We start from the raw sequence: 15,659 nt of genomic DNA, 5'->3' as shown, positions 1-15,659 counted from the left end.
ATTGAAATGACATAATTTATTTAAGCGCGCGACTGGCACGGTAACTGCAATTTTTTCGATAGTTGTAATGCCATTTTTCATGTCGGGAGAACAATAATTATGACCAGATCCTCTGATACTTATATTTCCGTGGACGAGTCGCGCATGCTCTCAGGCGTTTCCTGGGGGGCAATATTTGCCGGGGCGGCGGGTGCCGCGGCATTGTCGTTGATTCTGGTATTGCTCGGTTTCGGTCTGGGGTTCTCGGCGGTGTCGCCATGGGCCGGTAGCGGCATCAGCGCCACGGGCTTGGGTATTTCGACAATCGTCTGGCTGGCCTTCACGCAAATCGTTGCTTCCGGCATGGGCGGTTATATCGCCGGTCGCTTGCGGGTGAAGTGGTCGAACATGCACGGCGATGAGGTGTACTTTCGCGACACCGCCCATGGCTTTCTTGCCTGGGCCGTTGCAACCCTGGTGACCGCTACCTTGGTGGTTGGCTCGGTGAGCAGTATTGTCAGCGGCGGTGTGCAGGCCGGTGCCAGCGTGGCGTCGGGTGCAACCAGTGCAATGACTCAAGCTGCCGGCAGTGCTGCCAGCAACAGCCGCGGTGACGATTATGGCTACTTCGTTGACAGCCTGTTCCGCGATGATCGCCCGACGGTGGTCAGCGATGACGCTGCGCGCGGCAGCGTAACCCGGATCTTCGTCCATACGCTGAGAAGCGACGGCCAGTTGGCTGCTGAGGATCGGACCTACCTGGGTCAATTGGTCGCCCAGCGCGCCAACCTCAGCCAGGCCGATGCCGAGCGCCGGGTTGACGAGGTGGTTGGCAAAGCTCGCAAGGCCTTGGATGACGCCAAACTCGCAGCCAAACAAGCCGCTGACACCGCCAGAAAAGCCGCCGCCTGGACTTCGTTGTGGATGTTTGTCGCGCTGCTCTGCGGTGCGTTTTTTGCCAGCTTCGCAGCGACCTTTGGTGGTCGCCGCCGAGATACGGTGGTGTATCTCGACACCGAAGCCTATGTCCCTTCAACTTCACTCCCACCTGTTCGCTAAGCCAGGAGAATGACCATGCGCTCATTACTGCTGTTTTTCCTCGGTGTGCCAATCCCGATCATCATCCTGATCGCTTTGTTCATGCATTGATGGACTGACGCTGCTGCTCAAAGCCGCTTTCCCGTAAGGAGAAGCGGCTTTTTGTTGTTGTGTGTCCCTACTTCAGGACTAGACATTTCTCCCTCATTTTTCCTGCGCCCGTTCCATGCCACGCATGCCTATGATTCCTCGTGCCAAGTCGATTATTTAAAATAAACTTTTGCATGTAAATGGTGATGTTTGGGCGTCAAAAAAAAATACCTATACCTATCATGTGCTTAAGTAATAAGTGTAACGTTTTTTGTAATGAGTCTGGAATTTGACACTTTCCTGAAATTTTGAAATTATTGATCGAGGCTTTTGGCGCCTAAGCCAGCACCTAGGTCGGGCCTGTTTGCCTCTTCTGTTACAGGGCGAATCGTTGAACCGCGGTGAGGATGTTTCTTTGTAACGTAACACCGCAATGCCTGTTTAAAAGGGCATCCAGTTTTGTCCCTGGCGGTAGCGTTGTCCGCGATAAAGGCACATAAGTTATCAAGTAGCAGCTGTCGAGTAACGCTGCATGTATCCGCGCGGCGCAGAGGAACAAGCGTCACCACAGGCCCATCAATGATGGCTTGCGCCAAGGCGTTCTTGTTTACCCCTCGTTAGTTAATAGTTAGTCCCCTCTTTCATTCTCTTCTATTCACACACGACGCTAACGATTATCCCTGCATTTTTTAGGGCGGACTTAACACGTCGCTCGGACCACAAAAAGACGACCTGAATTCAAACACGGAGTAAATCATCATGTATGGAGATCGACTGGAAGTAGTCTGCGGTTGTGTGGTGGGGGGGGCTGGCCCAGCGGGCATGGGGCTGATATTCAATGCCTTGAAAAGCGGAGCCTTGCCTGATTTAACGCGCGATGGATTGATCATCGTCGACGCCAGTCCTCATCCGGGGACCGGCAGACTGGGGGAATACCAGATTACCGCCAACTCTGTGGGCGATGTATTTCTCGATTGCCTGCGTGATCCGGCGTTGCGCGAAGTGTTTGAGCCGTTGGAACACAGCGCGGCGTATTGGCGCATCCGCGATCAGGCTTTCGTCGCGCCACGGCTGTCAGACGTAGGGGAGCTGCTGGCAGAAGCGTCGAAACTGGTGCTGGATTTTATCGTTCAACGTTATGACGTTCAGGTGTGGAGCAGCGCCACGATCACCGATGTGGTTAGCGACGATGATGAGTTTCAGGTCTGGGTCGAACACGAAGGGCGTGCTCAGGCGATTCTGTGTCGTACGCTGGTACTCAACCTCGGTGGCCGTCAAGATCCGCAGCATCTACTTGACGCGCTGGCAGATCAGGGGCTATCGCTGCCTCCGTCGGCCAGTATTCAAAGTGCCGATACATTGCTACGTATGAGCGCCTCAGAGTTGCGCGAACATTTTGCGCCGACCCTTGCCGAAGGTGGGCGATTCACCGTAGTCGGTGGTTCTCACAGTGCTTTTTCCGTGTTGGAAAACCTCGGCAGCGCACTGCAAAGCGTCGGTCTGGAAGAGATGACATTGGTGCATCGCTCGCAAATCCGCTTGTTTTATGAAAGTGCCGATCAGGCATTGGCGAACGGCTATGAGTTTGATCCAGTCGATGATATTTGCCCGGTATCGGGCCGGGTCAACCGGTCCGGCGGCTTGCGTTATCGCGCTTTGGACGTCGGTCGGGACATTCTTGAGCGCGGCCGAATAGGTGCGGACGGGGTCCGTGTCCATCTCTTGCAAACCCTGAATGGCCCTGCCCGGCAGTATGAACGTGCGAGCCAGGCGTTGGCTGAATCGAATGTGGTGGTGCAGTGCACGGGTTATCAACCTCGGATACCTGAACTCAAATACGCCGACGGCACGCCGATCACCCTGCGCGAGGTGAAGGGCGGCCTTGATTCCGACCCTTCGGGCTGTCCTCTGGATCTGGCGGGGCGGCGCTTACACGGTTTGTATCTCTTCGGCCTGGGCTCAGGGCTTGGGATTGATCCGCGTCTAGGCAGCGAGCCTTCATTCGACGGGCGAATCTATGGCGTCTGGCAGTTTCATAACGACGCCAGTCGCGCTGTCATCGAGGCTATATCTGCACGATTGAAAGCAGCAGCAGTGGCTGAACGGGTGATCCCCAACCGCAGCCTGAGCGAGCGTTTAGAAAGTGGCTTGCCACTTTTCTGGCCTGGCCTCGCGCCCTTCAAAATATAAGAGGCATTCAGCGTTGAGCTGACGCTCTCGTCCCGAGTGGTCTTTGGCTACTCGGGTTTTTTTTGCCTGCGATTTAGTGCCTGGGGTCAACTGATGAGGGGGCTTGTCTGTTGTTGAATAGCGTTTTTTATCATCTATTCTTACCTTTCATGCAGACCCTCTCAACGGCTCGGCAGAGGTTGGACAGCCATGCGCATTTTGATCGTTGGAGCCGGTGCGATCGGCGGTTACTTTGGTGGACGACTGTTGGAGGCGAAGCGGGACGTGACGTTTTTGGTCAGGCCTCGTCGCGCCGAAGAACTTGAACGTGACGGGCTGATCGTGCGAAGCCCGCTGGGCAATGTCGATTATCCTGATCCGCCTTATGTCCTCAGCCAGGCGCTGGACACACCCTACGACCTGATTCTCCTGAGTTGCAAGGCCTACGATCTCGATGCAGCGATGGAGTCTTTTGCAGCTGCGGTGGGGGCTGAAACGATGATTCTGCCGCTGCTCAATGGCATGGCGCATCTTGACCGCCTGGCCGCACGCTTCAGCCATATCAATGTATTGGGTGGGCAGTGCCTGATCTCTGTGGACCGCGATGCGTCGGGCACCATCGTGCACCTGAACGACACCAACCAATTAACATTCGGCGAACTGGATGGGCAAGTGACCGCACGTATTCAACGCGTGACGGATGAATTGGCCGGTGCGGGTTTTGAGGCTAATCTCAGCTCGAGCATCCTCCAGGATATGTGGGAGAAATGGTGTTTTATCGCCACCGGTGCTGGCATTACTTGCTCCATGCGCTCGACGGTCGGTGATGTGCTCGCTGCGGGTGGTGAGTCACTGGTGTTGAGATTGCTGGATGAGTGCGCCGAGATCGCCGCTAGCGCCGGTTACCCGCTGCGGCCGCAGGCGCATGAGCGCTTTGTGAATATGTTGACGACGCCCGGGTCGAAGATGACCTCTTCCATGCTGCGAGACATCGAACGTGGTGCCGCCATCGAAGTCGAGCATATGTTCGGTGATTTGGTCGCACGCCGTGACGCGGCTGGACTGTCGACAGCAGATTTGTCGGTTCTTGAATTCGCCTACACTCACCTTAAAGCCTACGAAGCACGGCGCTTGCGCGAACATTGATCTCCAGCCCATGTCCTCCAGACAATATCGAGCGCCGGCATGCCCCGGCTCCTATCACGAATCGATCTGCTGGCGCCCGTGAGTGGTGATCGGGTTACCCGATTCACCGACTGTGCGGGTTGGCCAGGCAGAAATAACGAACCTTTTCCAGGAGCGAGTCTCATAACCTTACGATCACTGCAGGTTTAACAGAGGTGACAACATGCCGGTCAAACATAATTTGCTCAAGGATTTGAATATCACCAAGGAAGAGATCACCAAGCTCAGAGACGCCGACGACAGGCTCAGCCAACTGCTCGAATCCTACAACTCGATAGACGCTGAAGTGGTTGACGCCGAATCCGGGTCAGCCGGAAACGTTACTGATGAACAGCTCAGGAAACTCAAGGAAAAACGCCTGCATGTGAAGGACAAGATCGTCAAGCGTCTGACGTCTCCGGACTAAGGCTGCGAGCTCGTCGTTCCGGGCACGGCGGCACGGGTACCCCATCTCCCGGTCATCATTGAGTAGGGTCGGGCTTGGTTGACCAACGCAATACCAGTGCATTCGAGCGTCTGACGATACGCAGCGGGCTGAAACGCCATAACCGCTCGGCACCTTCCAAGGTGCTGGGGGTGACTGAGTCGAGAATAAGCTCCACGTCGCCTGTCATTTGCAGCAGGTCGCCTGTGGTGAAATCGACAAACACCAGGCCTGCTTTTGGATTGAGAACAAAGTTACCCAAGGTGTTGAAGAACATATTGCCGGCGAAGTCTGGAATCGTCAGCGTGCCGTCCTCATCCAGTCGCACGAAACCTGGTTTTCCTCCTCGGTGGGACACATCCACCTGCCGCCCGCTCGGGGTGTCGTCGACGTAAGACGCGACAAAAAAAGAATCTGCGCTGCTGATCAGATCGCGCGCGTCGGTATCCAGCTGCTCCATCCATTGAGCTGTTGCCGGACGTGAGTCACTGCGGATGCCGAGTTGCCGCTGTTGAATATAGCGCGGGCAATTCCCGTAACTCTGCTCGACGGAAATGTCGAAGCTGTGATCGTCGCTGCGTTTGAGGGTGCCATTAAGCCGGTTGCGTCGACGGGTCAGCAAATCGATCCCTAACAAACCGACGGCCTGGCCATCCTCCATGCCCCTGTCTGCCGGGTCACTGGCATCACGTGGTAATTGCAGGTGCAGCCGGTACGGATCGATAGCTTGCATAAAGCCTGGCTCATCGTCGCGAAGGGTGGTCCACACATCCCCTTCGGGATCGACCGTGCCGAGCACGACGAAGGGTAACTGCGGGTAGAACGCGCGGTGCTGCTCAATGATCTGATCACGGATGATCCTGCTGCCCAGTTCGCCCATTCGCTCGGCCACGCCGACGTTGTGCTGCAAGGCGCGTTCACCTGCGTGCCAGGGTGAGCGAGGGCGTTGGGGTTGTTCGGTACTCATGGTAAATCACCTCCCACACCGTGGATGGGCGCTGCTCAGAGCGCCCATGCGCCGGTCATCAAGCCAAACCTTTAAACCCTGGGGTCAGGCAATTGCGGCCAGACCTGCGGGTGTTTTCTGAAAGGGAACAAAGCCTGGTAACGCTTCGATCCGAACCAGCCACCGGTTTATCCGAGGATAGCCTGCGAGGTCGACATTGCCTTCAGGGGCTTGAGCGACGTAGCTGTATAGCGCGACATCAGCCAGTGTGGGATAGGGGCCTGCGACGATCCAGTCATGGTCGGCTAACGTCGACTCGATCAGTTTCAAGATGGCATGAGCGCGTTGGATTGTATCCTCGGCATTGAACGGGGCGCCGAATACGGTAATTAAACGCGCGGCTGCCGGACCGTAGGCGATTTCCCCTGCGGCGACAGAAAGCCAGCGTTGAACGCGTGCCGCTTCAGCGGCGGACTCGGGCAGCCAATCGGTTGTGCCGAATTTTTTAGCCAGGTAAACCAGGATCGAATTGGCGTCGCTAAAAAAGACACCGTCGTCGTCGAGCACCGGAACCTGACCGAACGGGTTGAGCTTGAGAAACGCTTCGGACTTATGGGCGGCGTTGGCAAGGTCGACGTCGATCAGCGAGTGCTCTATACCCAGCAACGACAGAAACAGACGAACGCGATGGGAATGGCCGGAGAGTGGGTGGGAATAGAGCTTCATGGCAATCACCTTTAACGGGCTGTATGGAATGGATCGTTGTGTTGTGGTGATGATGCTAGTGCTCGCAGGTGCTTGAATAAATGCTGTAAAGGGAAGATGTTTACTCCGTAATTCGGAGTAATAAGCGAGGCGGGTGATGGACACGGTTCAAGCGATGCGCGTGGTGTTGGCGATAATCGAGCATGGCAGCCTCACGGCTGCCTCGGAAAAGCTCGATGTCTCGCTGCCGACGGTGGTCCGGGTATTGGCCTCCACGGAGCAGCACTTGGGTGTGCGCCTGTTCGAGCGCACCACCCGACACGTGCGGATCACGGAGGAGGGCAAGCTGTACGCCGACGTCTGTCGCACGGTGATTCGGGAAATCGGCGATATCGAGGATGTGTTTCGCGACAAGGAGAGTGAACCCAGCGGTCCCTTGTCGATTACGGCCCCGGTGCTGTTCGGTCGTCATCACGTGGCCCCGGTACTCAACGGGTTCATGGCTCGCTACCCCAAGGTGACAGTGAACTTGAGCCTGATCGACCGGGTGACTGACTTGCTGGAAGAAGGGATCGACGTTGCGGTGCGGATCGGCCACGTTACCGCCCCGGATCTGGTGGTGTCTCGCGTGGGGCAAGTGCGCCGTTATCTGTGTGCCAGCCCTGCATTACTGGCTGAGCTTCGGACCATCAAGACGCCGGATGACCTCAACGGTGCGCCCTTCATTTGCCTTGCCGGAGTGCTCGGGGGGACCCAGTTGATGCTGCAAGAGAACGGCAAGCCATTGTCGGTGAAAATAACCAATGTCCGCATGACCACTAATAACGGAGACACGGCTATCTCTGCCTGTCTCAGTGGGTTGGGGATCGGTTTTTTTCTGTCCTACCAGGTCCAGGACCTGATAGATGCCGGGCAACTGGAAAGAGTGCTGATTAATTACCAGCCCGAACCATTGCCGGTTTCGCTCGTTTATTTGCCATCGCGGCGGGTGTCGATTCGTTCGCGAGCGTTCATCGCCTGGGCGAAGGTGAAACTCGGCGAGCGGCTGATTCGTTTTGCAACCCCGGAGCGCTCGCCTTGACAGCTGATCGCCAGCCGCACGGAAAAAGCCGGACGTGCTTGTTTTCACAGACACACGTATCCGAGAGTGATCATTAATCGCGGGGGGAGAAAAGTAAAAAAACGGCGTCATCACGACGCCGGACAGCGGCTCTGCCCAAAGAGGGCAGAGTGCTCAGGAGCGGGGATGCACTTTCGAATTCATTGGGGGTCTTGGTGGGGTGCGATCTCGGCCTGGATACGTTTGTAAATTTCTTCACGATGCACAGAAACATTTTTTGGAGCATTGATACCTAGCCGGACCTGAAGGCCCTGAACGCCAAGAATCGTAACGGTGATGTCGTCACCAATGTTTATGCTTTCGCCTACTTTTCGGGTGAGTATCAACATGATCTTTTCCTTGATGGCCTCTTGAAGCGCCTCTGCCAAGAGGCTGGCGTGTGCCTTGGGTGTGATTGTTGCCGAGTACATCCGAATGCGTCCATCCCTAAGACGTCATAAGTGCAAATTTAATTCCCTTGAAACGCACATCTGGCATCGAGTCGCCCCGCAAGTGGACGAATAGTGCACCTGCTTGGTGCTTGCGCGTCTGATCATTATCCCTCAAACGCCAACGATTGCTGACTATTGTGGTGAAAAGAGTGGCAAAGAGCGCAAAAAGCCAGCGGCGCTTAAAGGTCTTTATAGTGTGGCGCTATTGTTGCCCAAGGCCGTTTTAGAGGCCGTCAAGAATTCAAGGCAGGCCATTGCCAGTCACGTGGCTCGCTCAGCCCGTACATGAGAGAGGTTGCCCGTTTCAATGCAGGTCTATCGCGAATCCGTTCGCGATAGATGGGGCAGTCAAACCACCAGTGACAACAATAGAATGAAGATCAATCCGACCACCGACAGAATGGTTTCCATCGCGGTCCAGGTTTTGAAGGTTTCGGCGACGGTCATGTTGAAGTACTGCTTCACCAGCCAGAAGCCCGCATCGTTCACGTGCGACAGGATCAGCGAACCTGCACCCGTTGCGAGCACCAGCAGTTCGCGGTTCACCCCAGGGATCATGGCCACTACTGGCGCGACGATACCTGCGCCGGTGATGGTTGCGACTGTTGCGGAGCCCGTCGCAATGCGGATTACCGCAGCGACCAGCCACGCCAGCAGGATCGGCGAAATTTCCGCACGGACCGCCATGTGGCCAATTACATCACCCACGCCGCTGGCGACCAGCATTTGTTTAAAACCACCGCCCGCGCCGACGATCATGACGATGGCCGCGACAGGCGCCAGGCTCTGATCAAGCAGCTTCATAATCTGCTGGCGGGAGAAACCGCGCGCGGCACCAAACGTGTAGAACGCCAGCAACAAGGCGGCGAGGAGGGCGGTGATCGGGTGACCGATCAGGTCCATCCAGACCCGGATAATGCTGGTGTCCGGCAGCACGATGTCGGCCAGGGTTTTGAGCAGCATCAGAAACACCGGCAGCAGGATCGTGACCAGCGTGATGCCGAAGCCCGGCAGATTTTCGGTTGTCGACTCCTGTGCGATCTGGTCCATCAATTCTTTTGACGGAGTGCCAGGAATGTAGCGTGAAATCCACTTGCCGTAGATCGGCCCGGCGATCATCGCGGTGGGCAGCGCAATGATCAGGCCGTAGAAAATGGTTTTACCAATGTCGGCATTAAATACGCCAATCGCCAGCAGCGGACCCGGATGCGGCGGGACCAGCCCGTGCACCGCGGACAGCCCTGCCAGCAGAGGAATACCGATTTTGACAATCGATAATCCGGTCCGTCGAGCCACGATGAATACCAGCGGGATCAACAGGACGAAGCCGATTTCGAAGAACAGCGGGATGCCCACCAGGAACGCTGAAAACATCATCGCCCAGTGCACACGGTCCTTGCCGAACAGCCGGACCAGGGTGCGCGCGATCTGGTCGGCGCCGCCTGAGTCAGCCATCAATTTGCCGAGCATGGTGCCCAGCGCCAAGAGGATGCCGACGAAGCCGAGAACGCCGCCGAAGCCGTCCTGGAACGACTTCATAACCTTGTCCACCGGCATACCTGAGGTCAGGCCCAAAAAGCCCGAGGCGATGGTCAGCGCGACGAAAGGGTGAACTTTAAAGCGGGTGATCAGCAGCACAAGGCCGATGATGGTCACCAGTGCATCGACGAGCAGGTACGTCTCTTGGGTCATGCCGAACATAGGTGCGTCTCCAGTTGTCTTTGTTTTTTGGAGCTACTGATGAGTGTGGCGTTCAATTCCGTTTGCAGGGTGCAAGACAGCGCTATCTTTTGCGTTCACGCCTTTATTTTCGTGGCCACGAAGCTTTCCACCAGGCGGCGGCTCGTTCTCCCAGCGTATCGACGGGGAGGGTCGCATCCACCACCAGCGTCAACGGTTCGCCATAAGGGGGTTCGAGCGTCGCGAACTGGCTGTCCACCAAGCTCGCCGGCATGAAATGCCCCGGGCGGTGTTCACAGCGCTCGATTGCCAGTTCCTTGCTCAGTTCGAGAAATATAAAACCCAGCCCCGGCACCGCCTCGCGAAGCTTTTCGCGATAGCTGAGTTTGAGCGCAGAACAGGTGACAATCGGACGCTCACCGTTACGCAATGCGGTGGCCATTTCTTCGCCCAGGCGGACGAGCCAACCGGCACGGTCTTCATCATTGAGGGGGATGCCAGCGCTCATCTTTTCGATGTTGGCGGCAGAGTGGAAGGCGTCACCTTCGATGAGTCGACCGTCGCTGCGCAGGGCGATGGCGGCGCCGATGACGCTTTTGCCGCATCCGGCGACACCCATTACGACGAGGGCGGAAATAGCAGTATTCATAATTACCTCAGCGAGAGACAGCGCTGTCTTTGTCGGCTTGAACAAAAGGCCGGCCAGGCTGTTTCCAGTTCTTGTCATTGTTATGGGCTAATCGGTCAATCATCGGACCATGCATACGTTGCTCGTGACCGTTAAGTACGAATAAAGCGTTGCGAGGTTCCGTGAGACAGCGCTACCTTAGAGCGCATTCGCCATCTTTGGCAACCCCTCTGAGTTATTGGCAGCACATGACACGCATTGGTTCCCGCTCCACGGGTCGTCCGACCCTAAATGAAGTTGCGCGGCTTGCCGCTGTTTCACCGATTACCGCTTCCAGGGCGCTACGCGGTATCGCCACAGTCGCGCCAGAGCTGGTAGAAAAAGTCCGGGCTGCCGCACAGAGCCTGGGGTATGTCGCTAACCCGGCCGCTCGCGCATTGGCCTCATCGCAAAGCCAGACGGTGGTGGTGCTGGTGCCGTCGCTGACCAACCAGTTGTTTATTGAAACCCTGGAAGCGATTCAAGGCGTATTGCGCACGCGTGGCCTGGAAGTGGTGATCGGCAACTATCACTACTCGCCCGTCGAGGAAGAGAACTTATTGCGCACCTACCTGGCCAATCGGCCGCGGGGGCTGTTGTTGACCGGTTTCGATCACACGCCTGCCGTGCGCCAGTTACTGGCCGCCAGCGGCGTACCCTGCGTGCACATGATGGAGCTTGATCCGGCGCGGGGTGCTTATTGCGTGGGGTTCTCTCAGGAGCAAGCCGGTGCTGAAGCGGCCAGGCATCTGCTGGGGCGCGGTCGTCGGCGCCTGGCCTACATTGCGGCGCAACTCGATCCCCGGGTGTTGCAGCGCGGCGAAGGTTTTCGGCGTGTCCTGCGCGAGGCTGGACTCCATGAGCCGGCACTCGAAGTGATGTCGCCGCTGCCTTCGTCCATTGGTCTGGGCGGTGAGTTGTTTGCGCAATTGATGGAGACCCATCCGGACGTTGATGCGGTTTTTTTCTGCAACGATGACTTGGCCCAAGGGGCGACCCTGGAAGCCCTGAGGCGGGGTATTGCCATTCCCGAACGCGTGGCGCTGATCGGTTTCAACGACCTGCCCGGTTCTGCGCACATGGTCCCGCGCCTGACGTCGATCCGCACGCCACGCGAAGCCGTCGGTCAACGGGCCGCGCAGCTGTTGCTCGGGTTGATGGAAGGGGTTGCGCAGGTGCCGCAGGTGGACCTGGGGTTTGAATTGGTGATGCGGGAAAGTACGTGACGCCAAAGCCCCACTGAAAAATATCGGCTGTTTTCAATCATGGGGGGAGCGAACTCATTCGCTCCCCACATGGTTTGCCCTAGCCCTGCTGTTTTTTAAACGCCAACCGGAACTCATGCAGCAACGGTTCGGTATAGCCGCTCGGTTGTGCACACCCTTTGAACACCAGTGCGCAAGCCGCCTGGAAGGCGATGGAGGCGTCGAAGTCGGCGGCCATCGGCCGATACAGCGGGTCCCCGGCGTTTTGCTGATCGACGACCGCCGCCATACGCTGCAGGGTTTCCAGCGTTTGCGCTTTATCGATCACGCCGTGGCGTAACCAGTTGGCGATGTGTTGACTGGAAATCCGCAGCGTTGCTCGATCTTCCATCAGGCCGACGTTATGAATGTCCGGCACCTTGGAGCAGCCCACGCCTTGTTCGACCCAACGCACCACATAGCCCAGCAGGCCTTGAGCGTTGTTTTCAACTTCCTCGCGAACCTGCCCGGCAGTCCACTTGGCGTCGGCCGAGACAGGAATCGTCAGCAGGTCGTCAAGGATTTGCTCGCTGGCACTGGCCAGGTCGACCTGTTCCAGCTCCTCCTGAATCGCCCGTACATCGACCTTGTGATAATGCAGCGCGTGCAAAGTGGCCGCAGTCGGTGAGGGCACCCATGCGGTGTTTGCACCGGCCTTGGGATGACCGATTTTCTGCTCGAGCATGTCGGCCATCAAGTCTGGCATCGCCCACATGCCCTTGCCGATCTGAGCTCGACCACGCAGACCGCACGCCAGGCCCACCAGCACGTTGCTGCGTTCGTAGGCTTTGATCCACGGCGTGTTTTTCATTTCGCCTTTGCGCAGCATCGCGCCAGCTTCCATCGAGCTGTGCATCTCGTCGCCTGTGCGGTCGAGGAAGCCCGTGTTGATGAAGGCAACCCGCGCCGACGCCGCACCAATGCAGGCCTTGAGGTTGACGCTGGTGCGTCGCTCTTCATCCATGATCCCCATTTTCAGGGTGTTGCGCGGCAGCTTGAGGAGGTCTTCGATGCGGCTGAACAACTGCTCGGCAAACGCGACCTCGGCCGGACCGTGCATTTTCGGTTTGACGATGTACACGCTGCCGGTGCGCGAATTGCCACGCCGGGCCAGGTCATGCACAGCAATCAGGCTGGTGATCACGCCATCGAGAATACCTTCCGGGATCTGGTGGCCTTCGCCGTCGACAATCGCCGGGTTGGTCATCAAGTGGCCGACATTGCGTATGAACAACAACGAGCGACCGTGCAGGGTGAGCGTGCTGCCGTCGGCAGCGGTGTATTCGCGGTCGGCGTTGAGGCGACGGGTGATGGTTTTGCCGCCTTTCTCGAGGTCCTCGGTCAGGTCGCCCTTCATCAGGCCTAGCCAGTTGCGGTAGACCGACACCTTGTCATCGGCGTCCACGGCGGCGACCGAATCCTCGCAGTCGATGATGGTCGATACGGCCGCTTCCATCAGCAGGTCTTTCACCCCAGCGGCGTCGGTGCGGCCGATGGTGCTGTTGGCGTCGATCTGGATTTCGACATGCAGGCCATTGTTCTTCAGGAGGATGGCGGTCGGTTGCAGTGCCTGGCCCTGGTAGCCAACGTATTTTTCTGGCTGCTTGAGTCGAGTCTGGATGTCGTCGGTCAAGGTGATCAGCAATTGGTCGCCGTCTATGCGGTAGCTTTTTGCATCGACATGCGAGCCATTGGCCAGCGGTGCTGCTTCGTCGAGAAAGGCACGGGCGAAGGCCACGACTTTGGCACCGCGCACAGGGTTGTAGCCCGCGCCTTTTTCCGCACCTTCGGTTTCAGCGATGGCATCGGTGCCATACAGCGCGTCATACAGCGAGCCCCAGCGGGCGTTCGCGGCGTTCAGGGCGTAGCGGGCATTCACCGCAGGCACCACCAATTGCGGGCCGGCCTGGCTGCTGATCTCGATGTCGACGTTGGCGGTGCTGGCTTGCACGTTGGCCGGCTGCGGTTGCAGGTAGCCGATTGACTGGAGGAACGCGCGATAAGCCGGCATGTTGCTCACCGGGCCGGGATGAGCGCGGTGCCAGGTGTCCAGCTCAGTCTGCAACCGATCACGTTCGGCAAGCAGGGCACGGTTCAGCGGTGCCAGTTCATGCACCAGGGCATCGAAGCCGGTCCAGAACGCATCACGGTCCAGACCCGTGCCCGGCAGCACGTCCTCATCGACAAAACGTTGCAGGTTTGCGGCCACTTTCAGGCGCTGGCAGTTAACGAAATCAGTCATCTCGGGGTCTCCAATCGTGGGAGCGAAGGTATTCGCAAAGGCGGTCTGGTCTATTCGGCTTACTTGCCGTTCAGGCTCTCAGCGCCGGCTTTTGCAATCTGTGCATCCTGATCAGCCTTGACCCCGGACACGCCCACGGCGCCAATCACCTGACCATCGACAATCACCGGCACGCCGCCTTCGAGGGAGGTCAGCAGGGGGGCGGACAGGAAGGCGCTGCGCCCGCCATTGACCATGTCTTCATAACCTTTGGACTCACGACGGCCCAGCGCTGAGGTGCGGGCTTTTTCGGTGGCGATGTAGGCGCCAATTGGTGCGCAGCCGTCCAGACGTTCCAGGGCCAATGGATGGCCGCCGTCATCGACCACCGCGATGGACACTGCCCAGTTGTTTTTCTGCGCTTCAGCGCGAGCGGCGGCGAGGATCTGGCTGACTTCGGTCTGGCTCAAAATGGCTTTGGTTTTCATGTGGCTCTCCAATAGGGCAGCAATAGGGGCTGTAATAAAAAATTATGCAGTCGATTAGTGCAGCGCTTCTTCGACCAGTTCGATCCAGTGCCTGACCGGGGTCCGGCCAGCGCTGTCCAAATGGGTCTGGCAGCCGATGTTGGCGGTGACAATCACCTGTGGCTTGCCGCTCTCCAGCGCATTCATCTTGTTGTCGCGCAGTTGTCGCGACAGCTCGGGTTGGGTCAGTGAATAGGTGCCTGCCGAGCCGCAGCATAGATGGCCGTCGGGTACTGCGGTGAGGTTGAAGCCTAGCCGGGTGAGCACGCTTTCGACTGCGCCACCGAGCTTTTGTGCGTGCTGCAAAGTGCAAGGGCAATGGAACGCCAGACGCAGGTCACTTTCGACCCCGAGCTTCTCCAGGGGCTCATCGCGTAGCACTTCCACCAGGTCACGGGTCAGGGCACTGACCCGTTGCGCCTTGGCAGCGTAGGCCGGATCGTCTTTGAGCAGGTGCCCATAATCCTTGACGAACGCGCCACAGCCGCTGGCGGTCTGGACGATGGCTTCGGCGCCGCTTTCAATGCTTGGCCACCAGGCGTCGATATTGCGACGGGCGCGGTTCAGGCCTGCCTCCTGTGCATTCAAATGGTAATCCACTGCGCCGCAGCAACCGGCCTGGCTGATCGGAGTAACACTGATCCCCAAGCGATCCAGTACTCGCGCTGTGGCGGCGTTGGTATTGGGTGACAGTCCAGGCTGTACGCACCCTTCGAGCATCAATACACGCCGCGCATGCTGTTGGGTCGGTCGCGCCTTGGCCGGGTGCACCACGCGAGGCAACTTGATGGCGAGTGATTCAGGCAGCAGGGGACGAAAGGCCTGGCCGAGTTGAACCAGCGTCTTGAACAGCGTCGGATTTGGCACCACCGCACGCAAACCCTGACGTAACAGGCGCTCGCCCAGTGGACGAGGAACGGCGTCATCCACCACGGCACGGCCGATGTCCAGCAGGTTGTGGTAATCGACGCCGGAGGGGCAGGTGGTCTCGCAGTTGCGGCAGTACAGGCAGCGGTCCAGGTGCAGCTGGGTTTTTTCGGTAACGTGGTGGCCTTCAAGCACTTGCTTGATCAGATAAATACGCCCGCGTGGGCCGTCCAGTTCATCACCCAGCAACTGATAGGTCGGGCAGGTGGCGTTGCAGAATCCGCAATGCACACAGGTGCGCAGGATGCTTTCGGCCTCTTCGGCACGCGGCAGGCGTTTGGCATGTTCACTCAACGTGGTCTGCAT

Annotated in this window: 14 protein-coding genes; 6 read left to right on the top strand and 8 right to left on the bottom strand. The window is 57.9% G+C overall.

Annotated features, from left to right (window positions below; all coding sequences use genetic code 11):
* The first annotated feature begins 99 nt into the window (after positions 1 to 99).
* The 4 genes from AC1MEA_RS24505 to AC1MEA_RS24490 all read left to right on the top strand — a co-directional run bounded on the left by AC1MEA_RS24505 (position 100) and on the right by AC1MEA_RS24490 (position 4,867).
* Positions 100 to 1,038, top strand: a complete 939-nt coding sequence (locus tag AC1MEA_RS24505) for a hypothetical protein (protein ID WP_219060646.1) — start codon at positions 100 to 102, stop codon at positions 1,036 to 1,038.
* Between the two features lie 828 nt (positions 1,039 to 1,866).
* On the top strand, positions 1,867 to 3,297 hold the full coding sequence (locus tag AC1MEA_RS24500) for a pyridine nucleotide-disulfide oxidoreductase (RefSeq protein ID WP_480417636.1): 1,431 nt from the start codon (positions 1,867 to 1,869) through the stop codon (positions 3,295 to 3,297).
* A 189-nt stretch (positions 3,298 to 3,486) separates the two neighbouring features.
* Positions 3,487 to 4,422, top strand: coding sequence for a ketopantoate reductase family protein (locus AC1MEA_RS24495; protein WP_480417635.1), 936 nt, complete (start codon positions 3,487 to 3,489; stop codon positions 4,420 to 4,422).
* 202 nt (positions 4,423 to 4,624) lie between these two features.
* Positions 4,625 to 4,867, top strand: a complete 243-nt coding sequence (locus tag AC1MEA_RS24490) for an HP1242/YdcH family protein (protein ID WP_219060649.1) — start codon at positions 4,625 to 4,627, stop codon at positions 4,865 to 4,867.
* Positions 4,868 to 4,922: 55 nt separating this feature from the next.
* Here AC1MEA_RS24490 and AC1MEA_RS24485 read toward each other — a convergent pair whose 3' ends face one another.
* A complete protein-coding gene (locus AC1MEA_RS24485; RefSeq protein ID WP_480417634.1) occupies positions 4,923 to 5,852 on the bottom strand; it encodes a pyridoxamine 5'-phosphate oxidase family protein in 930 nt (309 codons plus the stop codon).
* A gap of 84 nt (positions 5,853 to 5,936) precedes the next feature.
* Positions 5,937 to 6,557 (bottom strand): glutathione S-transferase family protein, encoded by a 621-nt coding sequence (locus AC1MEA_RS24480; protein ID WP_480417633.1) that lies wholly within the window; start codon positions 6,555 to 6,557, stop codon positions 5,937 to 5,939.
* Positions 6,558 to 6,693: 136 nt separating this feature from the next.
* On the opposite strand from AC1MEA_RS24480, the gene AC1MEA_RS24475 reads away from it, so the two are divergent.
* Positions 6,694 to 7,617: a LysR family transcriptional regulator gene (locus tag AC1MEA_RS24475; protein ID WP_219060651.1), complete on the top strand. Its 924-nt coding sequence runs from the start codon at positions 6,694 to 6,696 to the stop codon at positions 7,615 to 7,617.
* Between the two features lie 179 nt (positions 7,618 to 7,796).
* On the opposite strand, the gene csrA is transcribed toward AC1MEA_RS24475, so the two are convergent.
* The 3 genes from csrA to AC1MEA_RS24460 all read right to left on the bottom strand — a co-directional run bounded on the left by csrA (position 7,797) and on the right by AC1MEA_RS24460 (position 10,386).
* The gene (gene csrA, locus AC1MEA_RS24470) at positions 7,797 to 7,985 is read right to left on the bottom strand and encodes a carbon storage regulator CsrA (RefSeq protein WP_219060851.1); all 189 of its coding nucleotides are present in this window, start codon (positions 7,983 to 7,985) and stop codon (positions 7,797 to 7,799) included.
* Positions 7,986 to 8,435: 450 nt separating this feature from the next.
* Positions 8,436 to 9,788, bottom strand: coding sequence for a GntP family permease (locus tag AC1MEA_RS24465; RefSeq protein ID WP_480417632.1), 1,353 nt, complete (start codon positions 9,786 to 9,788; stop codon positions 8,436 to 8,438).
* 103 nt (positions 9,789 to 9,891) lie between these two features.
* Positions 9,892 to 10,386 carry a gluconokinase gene (locus tag AC1MEA_RS24460; RefSeq protein WP_219060852.1) on the bottom strand — a complete coding sequence of 165 codons (495 nt, stop codon included), beginning with the start codon at positions 10,384 to 10,386 and terminating at the stop codon, positions 9,892 to 9,894.
* Positions 10,387 to 10,643: 257 nt separating this feature from the next.
* Between AC1MEA_RS24460 and gntR the strand changes: the two genes are divergently transcribed.
* Entirely contained in the window at positions 10,644 to 11,660 is a 1,017-nt protein-coding gene (gntR, locus tag AC1MEA_RS24455; RefSeq protein ID WP_219060653.1) for an HTH-type transcriptional regulator GntR, read from the top strand.
* Between the two features lie 79 nt (positions 11,661 to 11,739).
* On the opposite strand, the gene AC1MEA_RS24450 is transcribed toward gntR, so the two are convergent.
* Genes AC1MEA_RS24450 through glcF form a run of 3 tightly spaced genes read right to left on the bottom strand, consistent with a single transcriptional unit; the run spans position 11,740 to position 15,659 of the window.
* A complete protein-coding gene (locus AC1MEA_RS24450; protein ID WP_480417631.1) occupies positions 11,740 to 13,920 on the bottom strand; it encodes a malate synthase G in 2,181 nt (726 codons plus the stop codon).
* A 59-nt stretch (positions 13,921 to 13,979) separates the two neighbouring features.
* Positions 13,980 to 14,387: a heme-binding protein gene (locus AC1MEA_RS24445; RefSeq protein WP_219060655.1), complete on the bottom strand. Its 408-nt coding sequence runs from the start codon at positions 14,385 to 14,387 to the stop codon at positions 13,980 to 13,982.
* 54 nt (positions 14,388 to 14,441) lie between these two features.
* Positions 14,442 to 15,659 (bottom strand): glycolate oxidase subunit GlcF, encoded by a 1,218-nt coding sequence (gene glcF / locus AC1MEA_RS24440; protein ID WP_480417630.1) that lies wholly within the window; start codon positions 15,657 to 15,659, stop codon positions 14,442 to 14,444.

The sequence above is a fragment of the Pseudomonas sp. ASL8 genome (genome assembly GCF_056680355.1).
Note: the sequence above shows the minus strand (reverse complement) of the source record. Positions and strands in the feature narration are given on the sequence as shown.

Bases quoted from the DNA above. Each gene is read 5' to 3' on its own strand.
- AC1MEA_RS24505 (WP_219060646.1), top strand. From the start codon at position 100: ATGACCAGATCCTCTGATACTTATATTTCCGTGGACGAGTCGCGCATG.
- AC1MEA_RS24480 (WP_480417633.1), bottom strand. From the start codon at position 6,557: ATGAAGCTCTATTCCCACCCACTCTCCGGCCATTCCCATCGCGTTCGT.
- AC1MEA_RS24445 (WP_219060655.1), bottom strand. From the start codon at position 14,387: ATGAAAACCAAAGCCATTTTGAGCCAGACCGAAGTCAGCCAGATCCTC.
- AC1MEA_RS24475 (WP_219060651.1), top strand. From the start codon at position 6,694: ATGGACACGGTTCAAGCGATGCGCGTGGTGTTGGCGATAATCGAGCAT.
- AC1MEA_RS24450 (WP_480417631.1), bottom strand. From the start codon at position 13,920: ATGACTGATTTCGTTAACTGCCAGCGCCTGAAAGTGGCCGCAAACCTG.
- AC1MEA_RS24495 (WP_480417635.1), top strand. From the start codon at position 3,487: ATGCGCATTTTGATCGTTGGAGCCGGTGCGATCGGCGGTTACTTTGGT.
- glcF (WP_480417630.1), bottom strand. From the start codon at position 15,659: ATGCAGACCACGTTGAGTGAACATGCCAAACGCCTGCCGCGTGCCGAA.
- AC1MEA_RS24500 (WP_480417636.1), top strand. From the start codon at position 1,867: ATGTATGGAGATCGACTGGAAGTAGTCTGCGGTTGTGTGGTGGGGGGG.
- gntR (WP_219060653.1), top strand. From the start codon at position 10,644: ATGACACGCATTGGTTCCCGCTCCACGGGTCGTCCGACCCTAAATGAA.
- AC1MEA_RS24485 (WP_480417634.1), bottom strand. From the start codon at position 5,852: ATGAGTACCGAACAACCCCAACGCCCTCGCTCACCCTGGCACGCAGGT.
- AC1MEA_RS24490 (WP_219060649.1), top strand. From the start codon at position 4,625: ATGCCGGTCAAACATAATTTGCTCAAGGATTTGAATATCACCAAGGAA.
- csrA (WP_219060851.1), bottom strand. From the start codon at position 7,985: ATGTTGATACTCACCCGAAAAGTAGGCGAAAGCATAAACATTGGTGAC.
- AC1MEA_RS24460 (WP_219060852.1), bottom strand. From the start codon at position 10,386: ATGGGTGTCGCCGGATGCGGCAAAAGCGTCATCGGCGCCGCCATCGCC.
- AC1MEA_RS24465 (WP_480417632.1), bottom strand. From the start codon at position 9,788: ATGTTCGGCATGACCCAAGAGACGTACCTGCTCGTCGATGCACTGGTG.